A 19,233-nucleotide genomic window follows, 5' to 3' on the forward strand; every position below is an offset into this window, starting at 1 on the left:
ATACATACTCACTTAATTACTGTTAAATTTAATTAATAAAAATAACGATATAGAGGAGAGAATATGAAAAAAATAATAACATCTCTATCAAGTGCTCTACTAATTTTTGTTGCATCTTTATCTTTTACTGGTGTTGCAAAATCTGCAGAGTTCTTCACGATAGGAACGGGCGGACCAACTGGAGTATATTTCCAAACTGGTAACGCAATTTGCAAAATGTTGCACAAATCAGCAATTGCTAAAGAACACGGAAGAAAAAAAGGTATAGATAAAGCTTACAGATGTACTGCACCTTCAACTGGTGGATCGAATTATAATATTGGTCAAATCGCAGCTGGTGAATTTCAATTTGGTGTAGCTCAGTCTGACTGGCAATATCATGCTGTAAATGGATCAAGTAAGTGGGAAGGAAAAAAGTTTGACGGTTTAAGAGCTGTTTTTTCAGTACACAACGAACCTTTTCAAATTTGGGCAAGAAAAAAAGCAAAAGTTAAAGATTTTGCTGGCCTTAAAGGAAAAGTTGTAAACATTGGTAACGCTGGTTCAGGTCAAAGAGGAACTATGGAAGTGCTAATGGATGCAAAGGGAGTTAATAATAGCTTCTTTAAATCTACTACAGAGCTGACTTCATCTGAGCAAGTAAAAGCTTTATGTGATGGTAAGATTGATGCTTTTGGTTATTCAGTAGGATTTCCAAATGGAGCAATGGAAAATGCAGCTTCTTGCGGAGCAAAAGCTTTGCCTATCAACTTAACAGGTCCTGAAGTTCAAGGACTAATTGATGGTGCTGCTTATTATGCTAAAGCTGTAATCCCTAAAGGAACTTACACAGGACAGAAAAAAGATGTAACTACTTTTGGTGTTAAGGCTACTGTTGTAACTAGTAATGCTGTTGAAGCAGATCTTGTTTATTTAGTAGTAAAAGCAGTTTTTGAAAACTTTGATGATTTCAAAAAACAACATCCTGCTTTTTCTTCTTTAAAAAAAGAAGATATGGTTGCTGATGGTTTGTCAGCTCCATTACACCCAGGTGCAATTAAATATTATAAAGAAGCTGGATTAATGTAGTCCAACTCCTTAATTAAATTAAAAGGCCTGATATATTTATCGGGCCTTTTTTTTGTTATAGAGTATCATTTTAAAAATGAATCAAAGCATTAAGAGTAAAGTAGAAAGTAAGATTAGTGAGGATTTATCTCCCACTAGAAATCTTACTGGACTACATTTAAAAATTGTTGGAAGTATTGCAATTATTTGGTCATTATTTCAACTTTGGTATGCATCTCCATTTCCTTTTATGTTTGATATTGGAATGTTTAAAGGACTTCCAGCTAGGGCTATTCACTTAGGTTTTGCTTTAACTTTAGCTTTTTTAATTTATCCAATTTCTAAAAGAAAAAAAATTTCTATATTTGATATTCTAATTAGTTTTATTGCTGCATTTTGTTGTTTATATATTTATTTTTTTTATGACCAATTAGTTGATAGGGGGGGAATTCTTTTAACAGTTACAATTTGGGAAAAATTTAATTTACCAGTTGAGTTGATTATTGGAAGTTGTGGAATTTTAATATTAATTGAAGCAACCAGGAGAGTATTTGGATTACCTCTAGTTATTATTGCAGTTTGTTTTTTACTCTTTTCATATTTTGGCAGATACGCACCAGAAATAATTTCGCATGGTGGGCTTTCATTAAATAGATTAGTTGGATTTCAGTGGCTTGATCAAGAAGCTATATTTGGAATTCCTATAGGTGTTTCTGTAGATTTCATTTTTTTATTTGTTTTATTTGGAGCGCTTCTAGAAACAGCTGGTGGAGGTAAATATTTTTTAGACCTAGCTTTTGCCATGGTTGGCAAAATGAGAGGAGGACCTGCAAAAGCAGCAATTTTAGGATCTGGAATGACCGGTCTAATCTCAGGATCTTCAATTGCAAACACGGTTACAACTGGAACTTTTACAATTCCAATTATGAAAAAAACTGGTTTTTCCAAAGAAAAAGCTGGTGCTATAGAGGTATCATCATCAGTTAATGGACAATTAATGCCACCTGTAATGGGAGCTGCAGCATTTGTAATGGCAAGTTTTTTAGGTGTTACTTATTTTGAGGTCGTTAAGCACGCATTTTTACCAGCAATTATTTCTTATGTGGCATTGTTTTATATTTCTCACCTTGAAGCTTTAAAATTAAATTTAAAAGGAATGGATGATGTCGATATCCCAAATTTAAAGAAAACATTTTTATCAGGATTACATTTTTTAATTCCTATTTTTATTTTAGTGTACATGCTCGTTTATTTAAGATTTACCGCTTCATACTCAATATTTTTTGCAACGATTGCATTAATAATTGTAAACCTTGGTTACATATTATTTAAAAATTCTGATTTTAAATTAGCAATAAAAACTTGGTTTAATCAAACGATAGTTGGCTTTGAAAAAGGTGCTTTAAATATGGTTGGTGTTGGAATAGCAATAGCAACAGCTGGCATAATAGTTGGAGCTGTTGGTTCAACAGGGTTAAGTACAAATTTAATTATAGTTATAGAATTTATTGCAAAAGATAATGTTGTTATTTTGCTATTTTTAACAATAATTTTATGTCTAATACTTGGTATGGGTTTACCAACTACTGCAAATTATGTTGTAGTGGCTTCATTAATGGCAACAGTATTGGTTGATGTTGGAAACGCATCTGGATTTGTATTTCCACTTATAGCGGTTCACTTGTTTGTTTTTTATTTTGGCTTGATGGCTGACGTCACTCCTCCAGTTGGTCTCGCATCATATGCGGCAGCTGCTATTTCAGGAGGTGATCCACTTAAAACTGGTATGCAAGCTTTTTGGTACAGTTTAAGAACAGGTATTTTACCTATCGTATTTTTATTTAATCATGAATTGTTATTGATAGGCATTGAAAATGTGTGGCATGGACTACTGGTAATCATCACTTCTTTGATAGGTATATTAGTTTTTACTTCTGCAACTCAAGCTTGGTTTATTAATAGATTAAGATGGTACGAGATAATAATTTTTTTATTAATCTCTATTTCACTCTTAGCTCCAGAATTTATTTTAAATAAATTTTATCCTAAATATAATTATATGGATATTAACAAAATTCATTTAATGAAGGTAGATTTCAATAAGGAGGCTAGATTTAAAGTAACACGTCCAAGTAATTATGGTGAAAGATACAAGTTAATTGTAATCAAAAAAAATACTTTTGAAACCGAGTATAGTTTAGAGCAATATGGACTTAGTTTAATTAGAGAAGAAAACAGAGTTATTGTAGATACCCTGCAATGGAATGGAAGTGCTAAAAAAAGTGGTTTTGAAACTGGTGATTATATAAGTGAATTTAAAATAGAAAATGCAGATAGACCAAATAAAGGAATCATTTACCCAATAGCTATTTTATTATTAATTATATTTGGTTATTTGAACTATAGAAGAAAAGAATAATTATCCACCAGGACCAAGATTAGATGGTTTAATTTTTAAGATTTTCCAAATACCTGATGCTGAGGTTATAATTTTATCATTACATTTCAGCTCACAAAATAAAAATACTAGTGTATTGGTCTTTTTAAGAATTCTTGTAAAGCCAGTAACTATATCACCTACTTTAGAGGCACCAATAAATTTTAAATCCAATGAAATAGTTACACAAGGTGAATTTCCAGACGCTCTATGTGCAGCAGTCCCCGCTCCTGCATCAATTAAGGCTGATAAATAACCACCGTGAGTTATCCCAGCAGCATTTAAATGATTTTCATTAATCGTAGTTTTGAATTCATATTCTGTTTCAGATACAGTTTTAAATAAAACTCCACCATTGTGTTTCATAAAACCAGGTTTAATACTTATTTGCTCAAATTCATTGCTCATAGCTCTTTATAGTACGAAAGTTAAAATTAATAAAATTATAAAAACAATTATAAAAAAATATATAACTGATTTTTGTAGTGATGATTTTAGTAACCAATCTAACATTTTTATTTATCCTTTCTGGTGGACCGCCCAGAACTCGAATCTGGAATCTCCCGGTTCGTAGCCGAGCGCCTTATCCAATTTGGCCAGCGGTCCTTAATTAAATAATTTGTCCAACATATCAAAGTTTTTGATGTAATTTAAGTTATAAAATATTATGCTGTACTATCAATGAGCAAAAAATCAAATGATGTGGTTATTACAGCTGCATTAAGAACACCTATAGGCACATATAAAGGATCTTTAAAAGGCCTTAGTGCTGATAAACTAGGTGCACTAGCTATTAAAGAAGCTATTTATAAATCAAAATTAAAATCAGATGATATTGATGAGGTGATTATGGGACACGTTCTCACTTCTGGATTAGGGCAAAACCCAGCAAGACAAGCTTCTATTCATGCTGGAATTCCAGTTTCAAAACCTGCACATATAATTAATCAAGTATGTGGATCTGGATTAAGATCTGTAATTTCAGGCTATCAATCTATTAAACTAGGTGAAAATAAAATTATAGTCGCTGGAGGACAAGAAAATATGTCTAGAGCACCACATACAATATTTTATCGAGAAGATAAAAAATTAGATGAAAATAAATTAGTTGATACAATGGTCAATGATGGATTGATAGACTCATTTAATAATTATCACATGGGTGTTACGGCAGAAAATGTAGCAGAAAAGTATCAAATTTCCAGAGATGAACAAGATATGTTTGCCTTCAATTCTCAAAAAAAAACACAAGATGCCATAAGTAATGAAAAATTCAAAAACGAGTTAATTAAATTAAATATTAATATAGATGATAAAAATTTTATTTTTGAAAAAGATGAACATCCAAGAAGTAATTTAAACTTAGAGGATTTAAAAAAATTAAAAACTGTTTTTAAAGAAAATGGAACAGTTACGGCGGGTAATTCATCAGGAATAAATGATGGTGCAGCAGCAACTATTTTAATGTCTAGAGAAGAGGCGGAACTTAGAGGTATAGAGCCTTTAGCAAAAGTGGTCTCCTGGGCAACTTGTGGTGTTGAACCTTCATTGATGGGACTAGGTCCAATTATGGCTGTTAATATAGCTTTAGAAAAAGCAGGATGGAAAATTGAAGATATTGATTTATTTGAAGTTAATGAAGCATTTGCAGCTCAAAGTATTGCTGTGATTAGAGATCTTAAAATTCCTAAAGAGATTGTGAATGTTAATGGTGGAGCAATTGCATTAGGACATCCAATTGGAGCTTCCGGAACCAGAATTTTAGTAACCCTAATTCATGAAATGATAAAACAAAATAAAAACAAAGGTTGCGCTACTCTCTGCATTGGTGGTGGAATGGGTATAGCCATGTGCATTGAAAGAAATTAATTTCTTATTTATTTGTTAATTTTTAAAGTTTTTTGTTCAATAAAAATACAGGTTTGCATAAAAAAACTTATTATTGTGCTAAAATAACATGAGATATAGTTTTTTTTAGGTGTATAAATCGATTTAAATAATGAGTAAAAAATTACTTGTCCCAGATATTGGTGAATTTGAAAAAGTTGAGGTTATTGAACTTTTAGTAAAAGTTGGAGATAAAATAAACTTAGATGATCCTATTGTTACTATTGAGAGTGATAAATCTAGTGTTGAAATTCCATCAACAGTCACTGGTAAGGTAGAAGCTGTAAATATTAAAGTGGGTGATAAAGTTTCTAAAGGGGATTTATTGTTAAGTGTTGAGTCTTCAAAAGAAAGCCCTTCAGAAAAGCCAATTCCTAAAGATACAGAAAGTATTATTAAACAAGCAGAATCAGTTTTAAAAAATGAAAAAAAAGAAGCGACCACTGAACAAAGCCCAGTCGCTGAAAAAAAACAAACAATAATTCAGGTTATAAATGACAATGATATTGATCCATTAGAAACTCAAGATTGGTTAGAGTCTTTATCTGCAGTTGTTGAAAAAGATGGAAATCAAAGAGCTCATTTTTTAATAAAAGAATTAATTAACAAAGCATATCGAGAAGGTGCAAATATTCCTTATACACAGCATACTCCTTACATTAATACAATCCCACCAGAGGCAGAAGTTAAGTCTAATGGAGATCAGAATATTGAAAGAAGAATTAGATCTTTAATTAGATGGAATGCAGCAGCCATGGTTGTTAGAGCAAATAAAAAATTTCCTGAATTAGGTGGCCATATAGGTACATTTGCATCAGCAGCAACACTTTATGATGTAGGAATGAATCATTTTTGGAGAGCTAAGAATAATAAATTTGGTGGTGATTTAGTTTATTTTCAAGGTCATAGTGCACCAGGCGTCTATGCTAGAGCATTTCTAGAAGGTAGATTAAATGAAAAACAATTAGATAGTTTTAGACAAGAAGTAAAACCAGGTGGACTTTCTTCATATCCACATCCTTGGTTGATGCCAAAGTTTTGGCAGTTTCCAACTGTATCAATGGGACTAGGGCCTATGCTTGCAATTTATCAGGCGAGATACATGAAATATTTAATTAACAGAGGATTAATTAAAGATGAAGGTAGAAAAGTTTGGGCATTTCTTGGTGATGGAGAAATGGATGAACCCGAATCTTTAGGTGCAATAGGATTAGCAGCTAGGGAAAAACTAGATAACTTAATATTTGTTGTAAACTGCAATCTTCAAAGATTAGATGGACCTGTCAGAGGTAATGGAAAAATCATTCAAGAGCTAGAAGGAAGTTTTAGAGGAGCTGGTTGGAATGTAATTAAGGTAATTTGGGGTTCTTACTGGGATTCATTGATTGCTAATGATAAAACAGGTCACCTAGTTAAAACTATGAATGAAACTGTTGATGGTGAATACCAAGCAATGAAAGCTAGAGATGGAGCTTATGTTAGAGAAAAATTTTTTGGGAAATACCCAGAGACTCAAGAGCTAGTTTCTAGTTTATCAGATAAAGATATTTGGAGATTAAATAGAGGCGGTCATGATCCTCATAAAGTTTACGCAGCATACGACCGGGCATCAAAAAACCAAGGCAGCCCAACGGTTATAATCGCTAAAACAATTAAGGGTTATGGTATGGGAAAAACAGGTGAAAGTGTTAACACTACTCATCAAACTAAAAAATTAGATGTAGATGATTTGCTATATTATAGAGATCGTTTTGATGTCCCATTAACAGATGAGCAAGTAAAAAATGTTGAGTATTTCAAGCCTGATGAAAAATCATTAGAGATTAAGTATATTAAAGAAAAGAGAATGAGACTTGGTGGTTTCTTACCTGAAAGAACAACATATTCAAAACCTATTAAAGCACCAGCAAAAGATATTTTTGATTTTATGAAAGTATCAACGGGTGAAAAAGAAATGTCTACAACCATGGCATTAGTTAGAATGTTTACAAATTTATTAAGAGACAAAAATATTTCACCCAGATTAGTTCCAATTATTCCTGATGAAGCAAGAACTTTTGGTATGGAAGGATTTTTTCAAAAAATAGGAATATATGCACACGAAGGTCAAAAGTATGAACCAGAAGATTCTGCTCAGTTAAGTTCTTACAGAGAAGAGAAAACTGGACAGGTTCTAGAAGAAGGAATTAATGAAGCTGGAGCAATGTCGTCATGGATTGCTGCTGCGACTTCCTACACTAATCATGATATTGAAATGATACCAATTTATATTTTTTATTCTATGTTTGGTTTTCAAAGAATAGGTGATCTTGCATGGGCAGGTGGAGATAGCCAAGCTAGAGGATTTTTGATTGGAGCAACAGCTGGAAGAACTACTTTAGCTGGTGAAGGACTACAACATCAGGATGGACACAGTCACCTGATAGCCTCAACAATACCAAATTGTGTAACATATGACCCAACTTTTCATTACGAGCTAGCTGTTATTTTTAGAGAAGGCTTGAGAAGAATGCATGAAAAAAATGAGAATATTTTTTATTATATCACAACCATGAATGAAAATTATTCACATCCAAGCATACCAAAAGACAAGAATTGTGAAGAAGGAATTCTTAAAGGAATGTATAAAATTAAAGAGCTCAATAAATATAAAAAAACTAAAATTCAACTTTTAGGTTCAGGTACAATATTGAGAGAAATGATGGCTGCAGCAGAAATCCTTCAAAATGAATATCAGATAGATAGTGAAATCTGGAGTGTCACTAGTTTTAACGAGTTGAGAAAAGATGGTATGGAAGTTGAGAGATATAATCTTTTAAATCCTGATAAAGAACAAAAAGTTTCATTTGTAGAGCAGTGTTTAGGAAAAACTGAAGGACCAATCTTGGCAGCTTCAGATTATATGAGAATGAATTCTGATCAAATCAGACCTTATACTAATAAAAGTTTTTATTCTTTAGGTACAGATGGTTATGGAAGAAGTGACACTAGAAAAAACCTTAGAAATTTTTTTGAAGTTGATAAAGAGCATATTGTTGCTTATGGACTTAGCGTACTAGCAAAAGAGCAACTAATAGCCTCAAAATATGCTAAAGAAGCCATAAAGAAGTATAATATTGATGGCAGCAAACCAATGCCAACAAAACTATAAGATGTCAGATAAAGAGATTAAAGTACCAAATATTGGCGAATTTAAAGACGTTGAGGTAATTGAAGTATTAGTTTCAAATGGTCAGTCAGTATCTAAAAATGATCCACTTATTACAATTGAGAGTGATAAATCTAGTGTTGAAATACCAGCTTCTTTTGACGGAAAGGTTAAGTCTGTTAAAATTAAAGTAGGAGATAGGGTTTCAGAGGGTGATTTAATATTAACCGTAGGGCAATCTGGAGAAGAAGAAAAGAGCATAGAGCAAAAAACTATTAAAGAAGCAGAGCCTGTTGCAAATCAAAATCAAAATCAAAATCAAAAAGAAAAAATTGAAAAAGTTATACAAACACAAAATTTAATAAAAAAGGATAATTCAGAAGCTTCATCTGCAAGTCCAAAAGTACGTAAATTTGCTCGAGAGCTCGGGGTTAATATTAACGAAATAGTTGGCAGTGAAAGACAAGGAAGAATTGTAGAAGATGATGTGAAAAATTTTATATCCTCTAAAATTAATAAAACCTCAGATAAGACTGAAGCTCAACCTAAAAAAATTATTAGTGAATTTTCCCATTCTGATTTTGGAGAAATTGAAGTTAAAGATATGCCTAGGGTTAAAAAATTAGCCTCTACGTATTTAGTTAATTCTTGGACTACAATACCTCATGTAACAAATCATGATGAAGCAGATATAACGGAAATGGAAGATTTTAGAACTTCACTTACTGATATGTACACAGGTGAGAGAAAAAAAATTACTCCCTTAGCTTTTATTGTTAAAGCTTTAGTTGCATCTTTAAAAAAGTTTCCTAGTTTCAACTCATCAATAGATGATATTGAAAATGGAAAAATAACAATGAAAAATTATTTTCATGTTGGAATTGCAGTCGACACACCACATGGTTTGATGGTGCCAAAAATTAGAAATGCTGACAATAAAAGCATCTCATATATTAGCAATGAATTGAAAACAGTAAGTGATCAATGTAGAAATTTAAAAATAGACAAGAAGGAATTCTTTGGAGGATCTATGACTATTACAAGTCTTGGGGGAATTGGAGGTTCATTTTTTACACCAATAATAAATTATCCTGAAGTTGCTATACTAGGAGTAGGTAAAGCACAAAAAAAACAGATTTTTATCAATGGAAAATTTGAAACAAGAACAATGTTGCCGCTTTCATTGTCATATGATCATAGAATAATTGATGGAGCTGAAGCGGCTAGATTTAATAATGATCTAAAAGAAAATTTAGGCAAAAATTTTGCTTATAAATTAGCTGTATAGATTTTAATGTCAAAAACCTCATCATTATTTTGTGCATTACTTTGTACATTTATATGGGGAACAACCTTTATTGCTCAAGATACGGGTATGGACGACATTGGTCCTTTCACTTTTAATGCGGTAAGGTTTTTTGTGGGCTTTTTAGTGGTAGCCCCTTTAGCTTTTATTTTTGAAAGAAAAAATATCTCAAAATCAATCCAAAGAAATCAAAAAGAATTTACCAACTTAGCTCTTTTAATAGGCCTATCTTTATTCTTGGGATCAGCACTTCAACAAGTAGCTTTACTCTATACAGATGTTGCTAATGCAGCATTCTTTACTATTTTTTACGTTCCAATGGTCCCGTTTATAATTTTTTTTATGTATAAAAAGCCAATTCACTGGAGTATTTGGCCTTCAGTTCTTCTTTGTGTGATGGGAGGTTATTTACTAACTAATTTTTACAGTGCAACGGTTAGAACTGGTGATGCACTTATAATAATGGGTGCATTTTTCTGGAGTACACACATTATCTTTACTGGTAAAATTATAGAAAACTACAATCTTCCATTAACAATTGGCGCAATTCAAACTTTAATTGTCGCCTCTTTATCATTAATTATAGGGTTAATTTTTGAAGACTTTATTTGGTCTAATATTCTTAAAGAAAAATTTCAAATCTTATATGCTGGAGTTTTATCTGGAGGCCTTGCATTTGTTTTGCAAATATATGCACAAAAAAATATATCCCCTGCTCCATCAGCAATAATTTTTTCTTTAGAGGGTGTTTTTGCAACAATTGCTGCTTGGATTTTATTAGATCAAATTTTAGATATAAATAATCTATTTGGATGTTTATTTATTTTATTTGGTGTTTTATTTTCACAATTAGCACCAATATTAAAAAAAAATTAATTATATATTATTATAAATAAAATTATTGAAATAATAATTCTATAAATTACAAAAACATTTAAAGAAAATTTGTTTATGTAGTCTAGAAAAAACTTAACTGTAAAATAAGAAAATAAAAAAGAAAGAGTAATTGATATTAGTATAAGGTAGTTAAATTCAAAGTTTTGGCCAATAGCATTTTTTAATTGTAGTACACTTGCTCCAGCTATTGCAGGTATAGCTAGTAAAAAAGAAATTTTACTTGAATCAAATCTATTAAATCTAAAAAGCCTTGCAGCTGTTATTGTAATTCCTGCCCTACTCACACCTGGTATTAAAGCAAGTATTTGAAACAAACCGATATATAGTATTGTTTTAAAATTTAGGTTGGAGGATATTTTTTTATCAAATTTACTTTTGTCTGCAAGATATAAAATAATTCCAAAAATTAATGTCATCCAAGCAATTACCTTTAAATTATTTTCTAATAGACTAACTAAACCCGTGGAGCTGATTATGTACCCAGCTATTACAATTGGTATAGAGCCAATAATTAATAAAGATAATAATTTCTGATTATTTCTAAGGTCTAGTAGCTCTCTTCTAAAATAAAAGATTATTGCTAGTAAAGAGCCAAGATGGAGACTAACGTCAATCATTAATGAGTTAGAATTAAACTTAAAAATTATCTCAACAATGTTTAAATGAGCTGATGAGCTGATCGGCAAAAATTCTGATATGCCCTGAACTATTGATAGGATTATAATTTCAATAATATTTGAAAACATTTAAAGCTTCGTAACTTAAATATTATATAATTTAAACAATTCCATTTGAGCATATCAGATATGCAAAAATCAAAACAAGAAAAATTAACAGCGTTTATTGTAAATTTAAGGTCATATATATTGACCTTGTTTGTCTTTAATTAAACAAAACCTTATTATATGCTCAGTTTATTAAAGGGTATATATGTCAGAAAAAATGCTTAAATTTGTTAAAATAGGTCAACAAACTCCACCTAAAAGAGAAGTTGGCAACAGAAAAGAGGATTTTAACGAAATTTATAAAGAGTTTATTAACGAAAAGGCAGGCGAACAATCTAGCAGATGCTCACAATGTGGAGTTCCTTTTTGTCAGGTACATTGTCCATTAAGTAACAATATTCCAGATTGGTTAAAATTAACTGCAGAAGGAAGATTAAAAGAGGCATATGAATTATCCCAAAGCACTAACAACATGCCAGAGGTGTGCGGAAGAATATGTCCACAAGATAGATTATGTGAAGGAAATTGTGTAATTGAACAATCGGGACATGGAACAGTAACTATAGGTTCGGTTGAGAAATATATTACTGATAATGCATGGGAACAAGGCTGGGTAAATCCTATAAAAGTTAAAAATGAAAAGAGTCAAAGTATTGGAATTATAGGAGCAGGTCCAGCAGGACTGGCTGCTGCAGAACAGTTACGTAAGTTAGGGTATCAAATTACTGTATACGATCGATATGATAGAGCTGGTGGTTTAATGATTTATGGGATCCCAAATTTTAAGTTGGAAAAATTTGTTGTAGAAAGAAGAACTAAATTACTAGAAGAGGGTGGAATTAAATTTGTCCAAAATTTTGAAGTTGGAAAAGATGCTACATTAGAACAGTTAAGAAAAAAACATGATGCTCTTTTAATTGCAACTGGAGTTTACAAAGCTCGAGAAATAGATTTACCAGGAAAAGATTTAGGAAATATTTTTCCAGCTATGGAATTTTTAACAGCTTCAAATAAAAAAGGATTAGGGGATAAAGTAGAGTTATTTGATAATGGAACTTTAAATGCTGAAGGAAAAAATATTGTTGTAATTGGGGGAGGTGATACGGCAATGGACTGTGTTAGAACCTCAATCAGACAAAAAGCAAAATCAGTTAAGTGTCTGTACAGAAGAGACAAAGAAAATATGCCTGGATCTGCTAGAGAGGTAGCTAATGCAGAGGAAGAAGGGGTAGAATTTGTATGGTTATCTAGTCCTAAAGAATTTATAGGAACAAATAAAGTTGAAGGTTTGATGGTGGATAAAATTAAACTTGGTGAACCTGATGACAGTGGCAGACGTAAACCAGAAATTCAGAATGATTCTCACTTTAATATCAAAGCAGACATAGTAATTAAGGCTCTTGGCTTTGATCCAGAAAATTTACCAAAATTATTTGGTTCTGAGGATCTGCAAGTAACTAAATGGGGAACATTAAAAACTAATTTTGATACAATGGAGACAAATTTACCAGGTGTCTTTGCAGCAGGGGACATTATCAGAGGCGCATCTTTAGTTGTCTGGGCTATAAAAGATGGAAGAGACGTAGCAATATCGATAAAAAATTTTTTAGAAAGTAAAGAACTTAGTAAAGCGAAGGTTGCTTAATGAAGAATTATAAAAAGAATCTTAAAATTCTTGAAGATGGTCATGTTTATTCAAAAGAAATGGAGCATGACGCCTGTGGAGTAGGGTTAATTGCTTCAACAGAGGGTAAAAAATCAAGGAAAGTAGTTGAATATGGAATTAATGCCTTAAAAGCAGTTTGGCATAGAGGAGCCGTTGATGCTGATGGAAAAACAGGTGATGGAGCTGGAATCCACTTAGAAATTCCTTCAGATTTTTTCGCTGAAAAAATAGAGCTTACAGGTCATGACCATGATGGTTCAGAAATTTGTGTGGGTATGATTTTTTTGCCAAGGAATAATTATCAAGCACAAGAAAGTGCAAGGACTTTAGTTGAAAGTGAATTAACAAAAAGTAATTTTAGTATTTATGGATGGAGACAGGTACCAGTAAATCCACAAGTTTTAGGTGAAAAAGCAAATCTTACAAGACCAGAAATCACCCAAGTACTATTTAAACATAATAATAAGGATTTAACAGAAAAAGAGTTAGAAAGAAAAATTTATGAATCTAGAAGAAAAATTGAAAAAGAAGCTATTAAAGATGCGTTAGAAGGTTTTTACATTTGTTCACTAAGTTCCAAGTCAGTTATTTATAAAGGAATGTTTTTAGCAGAGTCTATTGCAGATTTTTATTTAGATTTAAAAGATGAGAGGTTTATATCTCGGTTTGCAATATTTCATCAAAGGTTTTCAACAAACACAGCACCAAGCTGGGATCTGGCACAACCTTTTAGAGCATTAGCTCATAATGGAGAAATAAACACATATAAAGGAAACACAAACTGGATGAAAGTCCATGAGCAAGAAATGGATAGCCCTTTATTTGATAATATGGAAAATTTAAAACCAGTCATACAACCAGGATCCTCTGACTCTGCTGCACTGGATAGTGTTTTTGAACTTTTAAATATTTCTGGCCAATCAGCACCTCTTGCAAAGCTAATGTTGATTCCAGATGCATGGTCTAAAAAAAGTCAAACATTATCAAAAGATCATCAACAACTATTTAATTTTTTAAACAGTACAATGGAGCCATGGGATGGACCAGCTGCTATTGCAGCTACTGATAATGAATGGGCTATAGTAGCTGCTGATAGAAATGGGTTACGCCCAATGAGATATACTATTTCAAAAGATAAAATATTGTGTGCAGGATCAGAAACGGGAATGGTTGAAATTGACGAGAAACAAATTCTTAAAAAAGGCAGATTGGGACCTGGGGAAATTCTTGGAGTTAGAATAGCTAAAGGTAAAGTATTTTCTAATATTGAAATAAAAGATTATTTAGCAAAAGAGTTTAAACATTTTAACAATCAGATAATTGATTTAGAAAAAAAATTTCCAATAAAAAATGAAAAATCTACTTTTTCAGGTGATGAGTTAAAAAAAAGACAACATACATTTGGTTACAGTTTAGAGGATTTAGAGCTTATTCTTCACCCTATGGCAGAAGACGCAAAAGAGGCCATTGGTTCTATGGGTGATGACACTCCACTTGCAGTATTGTCGGACCGTTATAGACCGCTTTACCATTTTTTTAGACAAAATTTTAGTCAAGTTACAAATCCACCAATTGATTCTTTAAGAGAAAATAAAGTTATGAGTTTAAAAACTCGTTTTGGTAATCTTGGAAATATTTTAGATTTTACTAACTTAACAGAAGAAAACATATATGTTTTAGACAGCCCAATATTATCAAATTCTCAATTAGAAAAATTTACTAATTTTTTTGGTGAAAAATCAATAATAATTGATTGTACTTTTGATAAAAGTGAAAATCTTGAAACCTCTATTGAGAGAATTAGAAAAAAATCTGAAATTGCAGTTAGACAAGGCCTTACTCAATTAATCTTAAGTGATAAAAATATTTCTGAAAAAAGATTACCCATACCAATGCTATTAAGTGTTGGTGCAATAAATACCTATCTTATAAAAAAAAAATTAAGAGGTTATGCATCAATCAATGCTCAAACTGGGGAAGCATTAGACACACATTCATTTGCAACACTTATAGGTGTTGGGGCTACTACTGTTAATCCGTATTTAGCAATGGATAGTTTATATCAAAGATTTGAAAAAAAATTATTTGGAAAGTTTGGGTACGATGAATGCATAGAGAGATATATACAATCAGTAAATTATGGGCTTCTGAAAATAATGTCAAAAATGGGAATTTCGGTCATAAGTTCTTATAGAGGTGGATGTAATTTTGAAACAGTTGGTTTGAGCAGAACAGTAGCATCAGAGTATTTTCCAGGAATTTTATCAAAAATTTCAGGCATAGGTTTAAATGGAATAGAAAAAAAACTAAGAACTATTCACAAAGAAGCATTTGAAGGAACTGATACAGTTTTACCAATCGGTGGAATTTATAGGTATAGAAAGAATGGTGAAACACATCAATATCAAGGTAAGCTTATTCATCTTTTACAAAGTGCAGTTTCATCAAATTCTTTTGAAGCATATAAAAAATATGCTGAAGGTATTTATAATCTTCCGCCTATACACCTTAGAGATTTGATTGGATTTAGAGATAGAAATTTAAACCCATCATTAGATATTTCTGAAGTAGAGCCAATTGAAAATATTTTAACAAGATTTGGAAGTGGAAGCATGTCTCATGGTGCATTATCGAAAGAAGCACATGAAACTTTAGCCATAGGAATGAATAGAATTAAAGGCGCCTCGTGTAGTGGTGAAGGAGGTGAAGATGAAAAAAGATTTATTAAGATGAAAAACGGTGACAGCGCCAATTCTAGAGTTAAACAAATAGCCTCAGCAAGATTTGGAGTAACACTTAAATATCTAAATAACTGTAACGAAATAGAGATTAAAATTGCACAAGGGGCAAAACCTGGTGAGGGAGGCCAGTTACCAGGGTTTAAAGTCACAGAAGAAATTGCTAAATTAAGACATTCAACACCGGGTGTAACCCTAATATCACCACCACCGCACCATGATATTTATTCTATCGAGGATCTAGCTCAATTAATTTATGATCTTAAACAAGCAAATCCAAAAGCAAGAGTTGGTGTAAAATTAGTAGCATCATCTGGTATAGGAACAATTGCAGCTGGTGTAGCTAAAGCTAAAGCAGATATAATTTTAATTTCTGGACATAATGGAGGAACAGGAGCAACCCCACAAACAAGCGTTAAATATGTTGGGATACCTTGGGAGATGGGTTTAACTGAGGCTAATCAAGTTTTAACTTTAAATAATTTGAGACATAAAATTACCCTAAGAACAGATGGTGGAATTAAAACAGGAAGAGATGTTGTTATTGCAGCAATGATGGGAGCAGAAGAATATGGAGTAGCAACTACAGCTTTAGTGGCCATGGGATGTATAATGGTTAGACAGTGTCACTCAAACACATGTCCAGTTGGAGTTTGTACTCAAGATGAAAAACTAAGAGAAAAATTTTCTGGTACACCAGAAAAGGTAGTTAACTTATTTAAATTCATAGCTGAGGAAGTAAGAGAAATTTTAGCACAAATAGGATTCAAATCATTGAATGAAATAATTGGTAGAACTGATTTATTAAGACAGGTAAGCAAAGCCTCACCAAACTTAGACGATTTAGATCTAAATCCTTTATTTGTGCAAACAGATGCTGGTGAGAATACAAGGTACTGTACAGTCCCAAAAATAAATTCTGTTCCAGATACTTTAGATCAAGAAATTTTACCTGAAATTAAAGAACAAATTGGAAAAGTAAAAATTATTGAAAAAGAATATATTATCAAAAATACTCATAGGACGGTTGGTACAAGAATTTCTAATCATCTTTATGAAAAATATGGATCTGAAAAATTAGAAGATGGCTTTTTATCTTTAAAATTTAAAGGATCAGCAGGGCAGTCATTTGGAGCATTTGGAATCGAAGGTTTAAAACTTATTTTAAAGGGTGACGCTAATGATTATGTTGGTAAAGGTTTGTCAGGAGCAACAGTGGTAGTTAAACTTCCAGATGAAAGTAATTTAGTTTCACATGAGAATACTATAATAGGAAATACAGTTTTGTATGGAGCAACGTCTGGAAAACTTTTTGCAGCAGGTCAAGCTGGAGAAAGGTATGCCGTAAGAAATTCAGGATCAATTTCGGTTATTGAAGGCTGTGATTCTAATGCTTGTGAATATATGACTGGTGGCACAGTTGTAGTTTTGGGTGATGTGGGAGACAATTTTGGAGCTGGAATGACAGGTGGTATGGCATTCATTTACGACATAAATAAGAAATTCGACAAAAAAGCAAACCCAGAGACTATAGTGTGGCAAAGGCCCGAAACAGATCATTGGATAGCTTATTTAAAAAATTTAGTACAAGAGCATCATAAGGAGACAAATTCAGATTTTTCTAAAAAGATAATAGAAAATTTTGATAAAGAAATTTCTAATTTTATTCAAGTTTGTCCAAAAGAAATGATTGATAAGCTAAAAAACCCAATAAGTTTAAAATCTATTATAAAAGAAGTTAGTTAAAATGAAGGATATAAATATTTTTTGTTTTGGTTTTGGCCAAGTAGCAAAAAATTTTATAAAGAAGCTTAATATTGAGCAATATAATATTAACTTGTCAGCAACTTCTAGAAGTGAATCTTCAAAAAAAATATTCAATAATATTAGATATAATAGCTACCTATTTAATAGTGATGAATTTGATCAAAAGTTAGTTGTAAAATTAAAAGAGGCAGATCATATCTTAGTTTCCATACCACCAGAAAATCAAGAAGACTTAGTTATAAAAAATTTTTCTAAATTTATAGGAAACTCCAAAGTAAAATGGATAACCTACTTATCAGCCACTAGTGTTTATGGTGATCATAAGGGAGAATGGGTTAATGAAAATAGCAAAACAAACCCAATCTCAACTAATGGTATTGCAAGATTAAAAGCTGAAAATGCATGGGTTTCTTTAGAAAAAAATAACAAAATACCAATTCAGATATTCAGGTTATCTGGAATCTATTCTAATGAAAAAAATATTTTAATACGATTAAAATCAGGTGAAGTGAAATTGATTAATAAAAAAAATCATTATTTTTCTAGAATTCATGTGGATGATATTTCAAATATATTATTCAAATCTTTATCAAAATTTAAGTCAGGAGAAATATACAATCTATCCGATGATAAGCCCTCTACATCCGAAGATGTTACTTTATTTGGAGTAAAAATGTTAAATATTGAAAATATTGAAAATATTGAAGTTGAACAAATTAAAAGTGCGATGTTAAAAAATTTTTATAATGAGTCCAAGAAAGTTAGTAACAAAAAGATGAAAAGTTATTTTAACTATAATTTAAAATTTCCAAGCTATATCGAAGGATTAAACTACATTAGAAATAATTTTATCTAGCTCTAAGAGTATTCTTTTTAGACCCTGTTTGCTTGATAAACTGTGATCTCCATTATTTATTATTACTAATTTTTTATTAGCTTCAGTAAATAGCTTAAGTACCTTTCGGGAATAACTTGTTGGAACAACTTCATCTTTACTTCCGTGAATCATAGTTACATTGATGCTGGATTTAATTTTTTTATTTAAGATCTTATTTTTTCTACCATCTTTTATTAATTGATAAGTGATTGGATACTCATAATTACCATGTTTTAAATTACAAATTCCTTTCTTTATAGTTTCGTCCTTCATTTTTTTTGTAAACTTTTTCCACATTAGGTCTTGTAAAAACTCTGGAGCCGAACCAATTCCTAAAAAACCTTTAATTTGATCTTTAAAGTATTTAAATTGATTTAAGGAGAGCCATGTACCCATACTCGAGCCAACTAAGATAAATTTATTTTTTTTAACTATTTTTTTAATTACTGTTTCAACTTCTTTTGACCATTGAGTAATATTTCCCTTGGTAAATTTTCCTGAGGACTTTCCATGACCAGAATATTCGAGAGCAAGAAAGCCAAGTTTATTTTTTTTAGCAAACTTTAACATAGTCTGAGGTTTTTCACCTTCAATATTTGACATAAAACCATGTAAAAAAACAATATAGAGTTTATCTTTATATTCTTTACTTAAGTATCTTATTTTCTTGTTATTAAGGATCCTAATGTATTTAAATTTATTCATATGAGTTTATTAGAATTAATTCTTAATATATAG

12 protein-coding genes and 1 tRNA gene are annotated in these 19,233 nt (G+C 31.3%); 9 read left to right on the forward strand and 4 right to left on the reverse strand.

Annotated features, from left to right (window positions below; translation table 11 throughout):
* The first annotated feature begins 63 nt into the window (after window positions 1-63).
* On the forward strand, window positions 64-1,068 hold the full coding sequence (locus tag ABXT55_RS00105; RefSeq protein WP_271492790.1) for a TAXI family TRAP transporter solute-binding subunit: 1,005 nt from the start codon (window positions 64-66) through the stop codon (window positions 1,066-1,068).
* 76 nt (window positions 1,069-1,144) lie between these two features.
* Window positions 1,145-3,466, forward strand: a complete 2,322-nt coding sequence (locus ABXT55_RS00110) for a TRAP transporter permease (protein WP_415284742.1) — start codon at window positions 1,145-1,147, stop codon at window positions 3,464-3,466.
* Here ABXT55_RS00110 and ABXT55_RS00115 read toward each other — a convergent pair whose 3' ends face one another.
* Window positions 3,467-3,892: a PaaI family thioesterase gene (locus tag ABXT55_RS00115; protein WP_415284743.1), complete on the reverse strand. Its 426-nt coding sequence runs from the start codon at window positions 3,890-3,892 to the stop codon at window positions 3,467-3,469. It lies immediately after the preceding gene.
* 121 nt (window positions 3,893-4,013) lie between these two features.
* Window positions 4,014-4,090 (reverse strand) — tRNA-Arg (locus ABXT55_RS00120).
* 75 nt (window positions 4,091-4,165) lie between these two features.
* Between ABXT55_RS00120 and ABXT55_RS00125 the strand changes: the two genes are divergently transcribed.
* The 4 genes from ABXT55_RS00125 to ABXT55_RS00140 all read left to right on the forward strand — a co-directional run bounded on the left by ABXT55_RS00125 (window position 4,166) and on the right by ABXT55_RS00140 (window position 10,701).
* Complete coding sequence (locus tag ABXT55_RS00125) at window positions 4,166-5,353, forward strand: acetyl-CoA C-acetyltransferase (protein ID WP_415284744.1); 1,188 nt, start codon at window positions 4,166-4,168, stop codon at window positions 5,351-5,353.
* Between the two features lie 130 nt (window positions 5,354-5,483).
* Window positions 5,484-8,522, forward strand: a complete 3,039-nt coding sequence (aceE, locus tag ABXT55_RS00130) for a pyruvate dehydrogenase (acetyl-transferring), homodimeric type (protein WP_415284745.1) — start codon at window positions 5,484-5,486, stop codon at window positions 8,520-8,522.
* 1 nt (window position 8,523) lies between these two features.
* On the forward strand, window positions 8,524-9,807 hold the full coding sequence (locus tag ABXT55_RS00135; protein WP_415285467.1) for a 2-oxo acid dehydrogenase subunit E2: 1,284 nt from the start codon (window positions 8,524-8,526) through the stop codon (window positions 9,805-9,807).
* A 6-nt stretch (window positions 9,808-9,813) separates the two neighbouring features.
* On the forward strand, window positions 9,814-10,701 hold the full coding sequence (locus ABXT55_RS00140) for a DMT family transporter (protein WP_415284746.1): 888 nt from the start codon (window positions 9,814-9,816) through the stop codon (window positions 10,699-10,701).
* On the opposite strand, the gene ABXT55_RS00145 is transcribed toward ABXT55_RS00140, so the two are convergent.
* Complete coding sequence (locus ABXT55_RS00145) at window positions 10,698-11,468, reverse strand: undecaprenyl-diphosphate phosphatase (RefSeq protein WP_415284747.1); 771 nt, start codon at window positions 11,466-11,468, stop codon at window positions 10,698-10,700. The genes ABXT55_RS00140 and ABXT55_RS00145 overlap by 4 nt on opposite strands.
* Window positions 11,469-11,652: 184 nt before the next feature.
* Between ABXT55_RS00145 and ABXT55_RS00150 the strand changes: the two genes are divergently transcribed.
* Genes ABXT55_RS00150 through ABXT55_RS00160 form a run of 3 tightly spaced genes read left to right on the forward strand, consistent with a single transcriptional unit; the run spans window position 11,653 to window position 18,474 of the window.
* Window positions 11,653-13,092, forward strand: a complete 1,440-nt coding sequence (locus tag ABXT55_RS00150) for an NAD(P)-dependent oxidoreductase (protein WP_415284748.1) — start codon at window positions 11,653-11,655, stop codon at window positions 13,090-13,092.
* Entirely contained in the window at window positions 13,092-17,597 is a 4,506-nt protein-coding gene (gltB, locus tag ABXT55_RS00155) for a glutamate synthase large subunit (RefSeq protein ID WP_415284749.1), read from the forward strand. The genes ABXT55_RS00150 and gltB overlap by 1 nt, the downstream gene beginning before the upstream one ends.
* A 1-nt stretch (window position 17,598) precedes the next feature.
* The gene (locus tag ABXT55_RS00160; protein ID WP_415284750.1) at window positions 17,599-18,474 is read left to right on the forward strand and encodes an NAD-dependent epimerase/dehydratase family protein; all 876 of its coding nucleotides are present in this window, start codon (window positions 17,599-17,601) and stop codon (window positions 18,472-18,474) included.
* Here ABXT55_RS00160 and ABXT55_RS00165 read toward each other — a convergent pair.
* The gene (locus tag ABXT55_RS00165) at window positions 18,445-19,200 is read right to left on the reverse strand and encodes an alpha/beta hydrolase (RefSeq protein ID WP_415284751.1); all 756 of its coding nucleotides are present in this window, start codon (window positions 19,198-19,200) and stop codon (window positions 18,445-18,447) included. The two genes, ABXT55_RS00160 and ABXT55_RS00165, sit on opposite strands and share 30 nt — an antisense overlap.
* Between the last annotated feature and the right edge of the window lie 33 nt (window positions 19,201-19,233).

The organism is Candidatus Pelagibacter sp. Uisw_130 (assembly GCF_047722505.1).
Lineage (GTDB): Bacteria > Pseudomonadota > Alphaproteobacteria > Pelagibacterales > Pelagibacteraceae > Pelagibacter.

Bases quoted from the DNA above. Each gene is read 5' to 3' on its own strand.
- ABXT55_RS00105 (WP_271492790.1), top strand. From the start codon at position 64: ATGAAAAAAATAATAACATCTCTATCAAGTGCTCTACTAATTTTTGTT.
- ABXT55_RS00165 (WP_415284751.1), bottom strand. From the start codon at position 19,200: ATGAATAAATTTAAATACATTAGGATCCTTAATAACAAGAAAATAAGA.
- ABXT55_RS00140 (WP_415284746.1), top strand. From the start codon at position 9,814: ATGTCAAAAACCTCATCATTATTTTGTGCATTACTTTGTACATTTATA.
- ABXT55_RS00110 (WP_415284742.1), top strand. From the start codon at position 1,145: ATGAATCAAAGCATTAAGAGTAAAGTAGAAAGTAAGATTAGTGAGGAT.
- aceE (WP_415284745.1), top strand. From the start codon at position 5,484: ATGAGTAAAAAATTACTTGTCCCAGATATTGGTGAATTTGAAAAAGTT.
- ABXT55_RS00135 (WP_415285467.1), top strand. From the start codon at position 8,524: ATGTCAGATAAAGAGATTAAAGTACCAAATATTGGCGAATTTAAAGAC.
- ABXT55_RS00125 (WP_415284744.1), top strand. From the start codon at position 4,166: ATGAGCAAAAAATCAAATGATGTGGTTATTACAGCTGCATTAAGAACA.
- gltB (WP_415284749.1), top strand. From the start codon at position 13,092: ATGAAGAATTATAAAAAGAATCTTAAAATTCTTGAAGATGGTCATGTT.
- ABXT55_RS00115 (WP_415284743.1), bottom strand. From the start codon at position 3,892: ATGAGCAATGAATTTGAGCAAATAAGTATTAAACCTGGTTTTATGAAA.
- ABXT55_RS00150 (WP_415284748.1), top strand. From the start codon at position 11,653: ATGTCAGAAAAAATGCTTAAATTTGTTAAAATAGGTCAACAAACTCCA.
- ABXT55_RS00145 (WP_415284747.1), bottom strand. From the start codon at position 11,468: ATGTTTTCAAATATTATTGAAATTATAATCCTATCAATAGTTCAGGGC.
- ABXT55_RS00160 (WP_415284750.1), top strand. From the start codon at position 17,599: ATGAAGGATATAAATATTTTTTGTTTTGGTTTTGGCCAAGTAGCAAAA.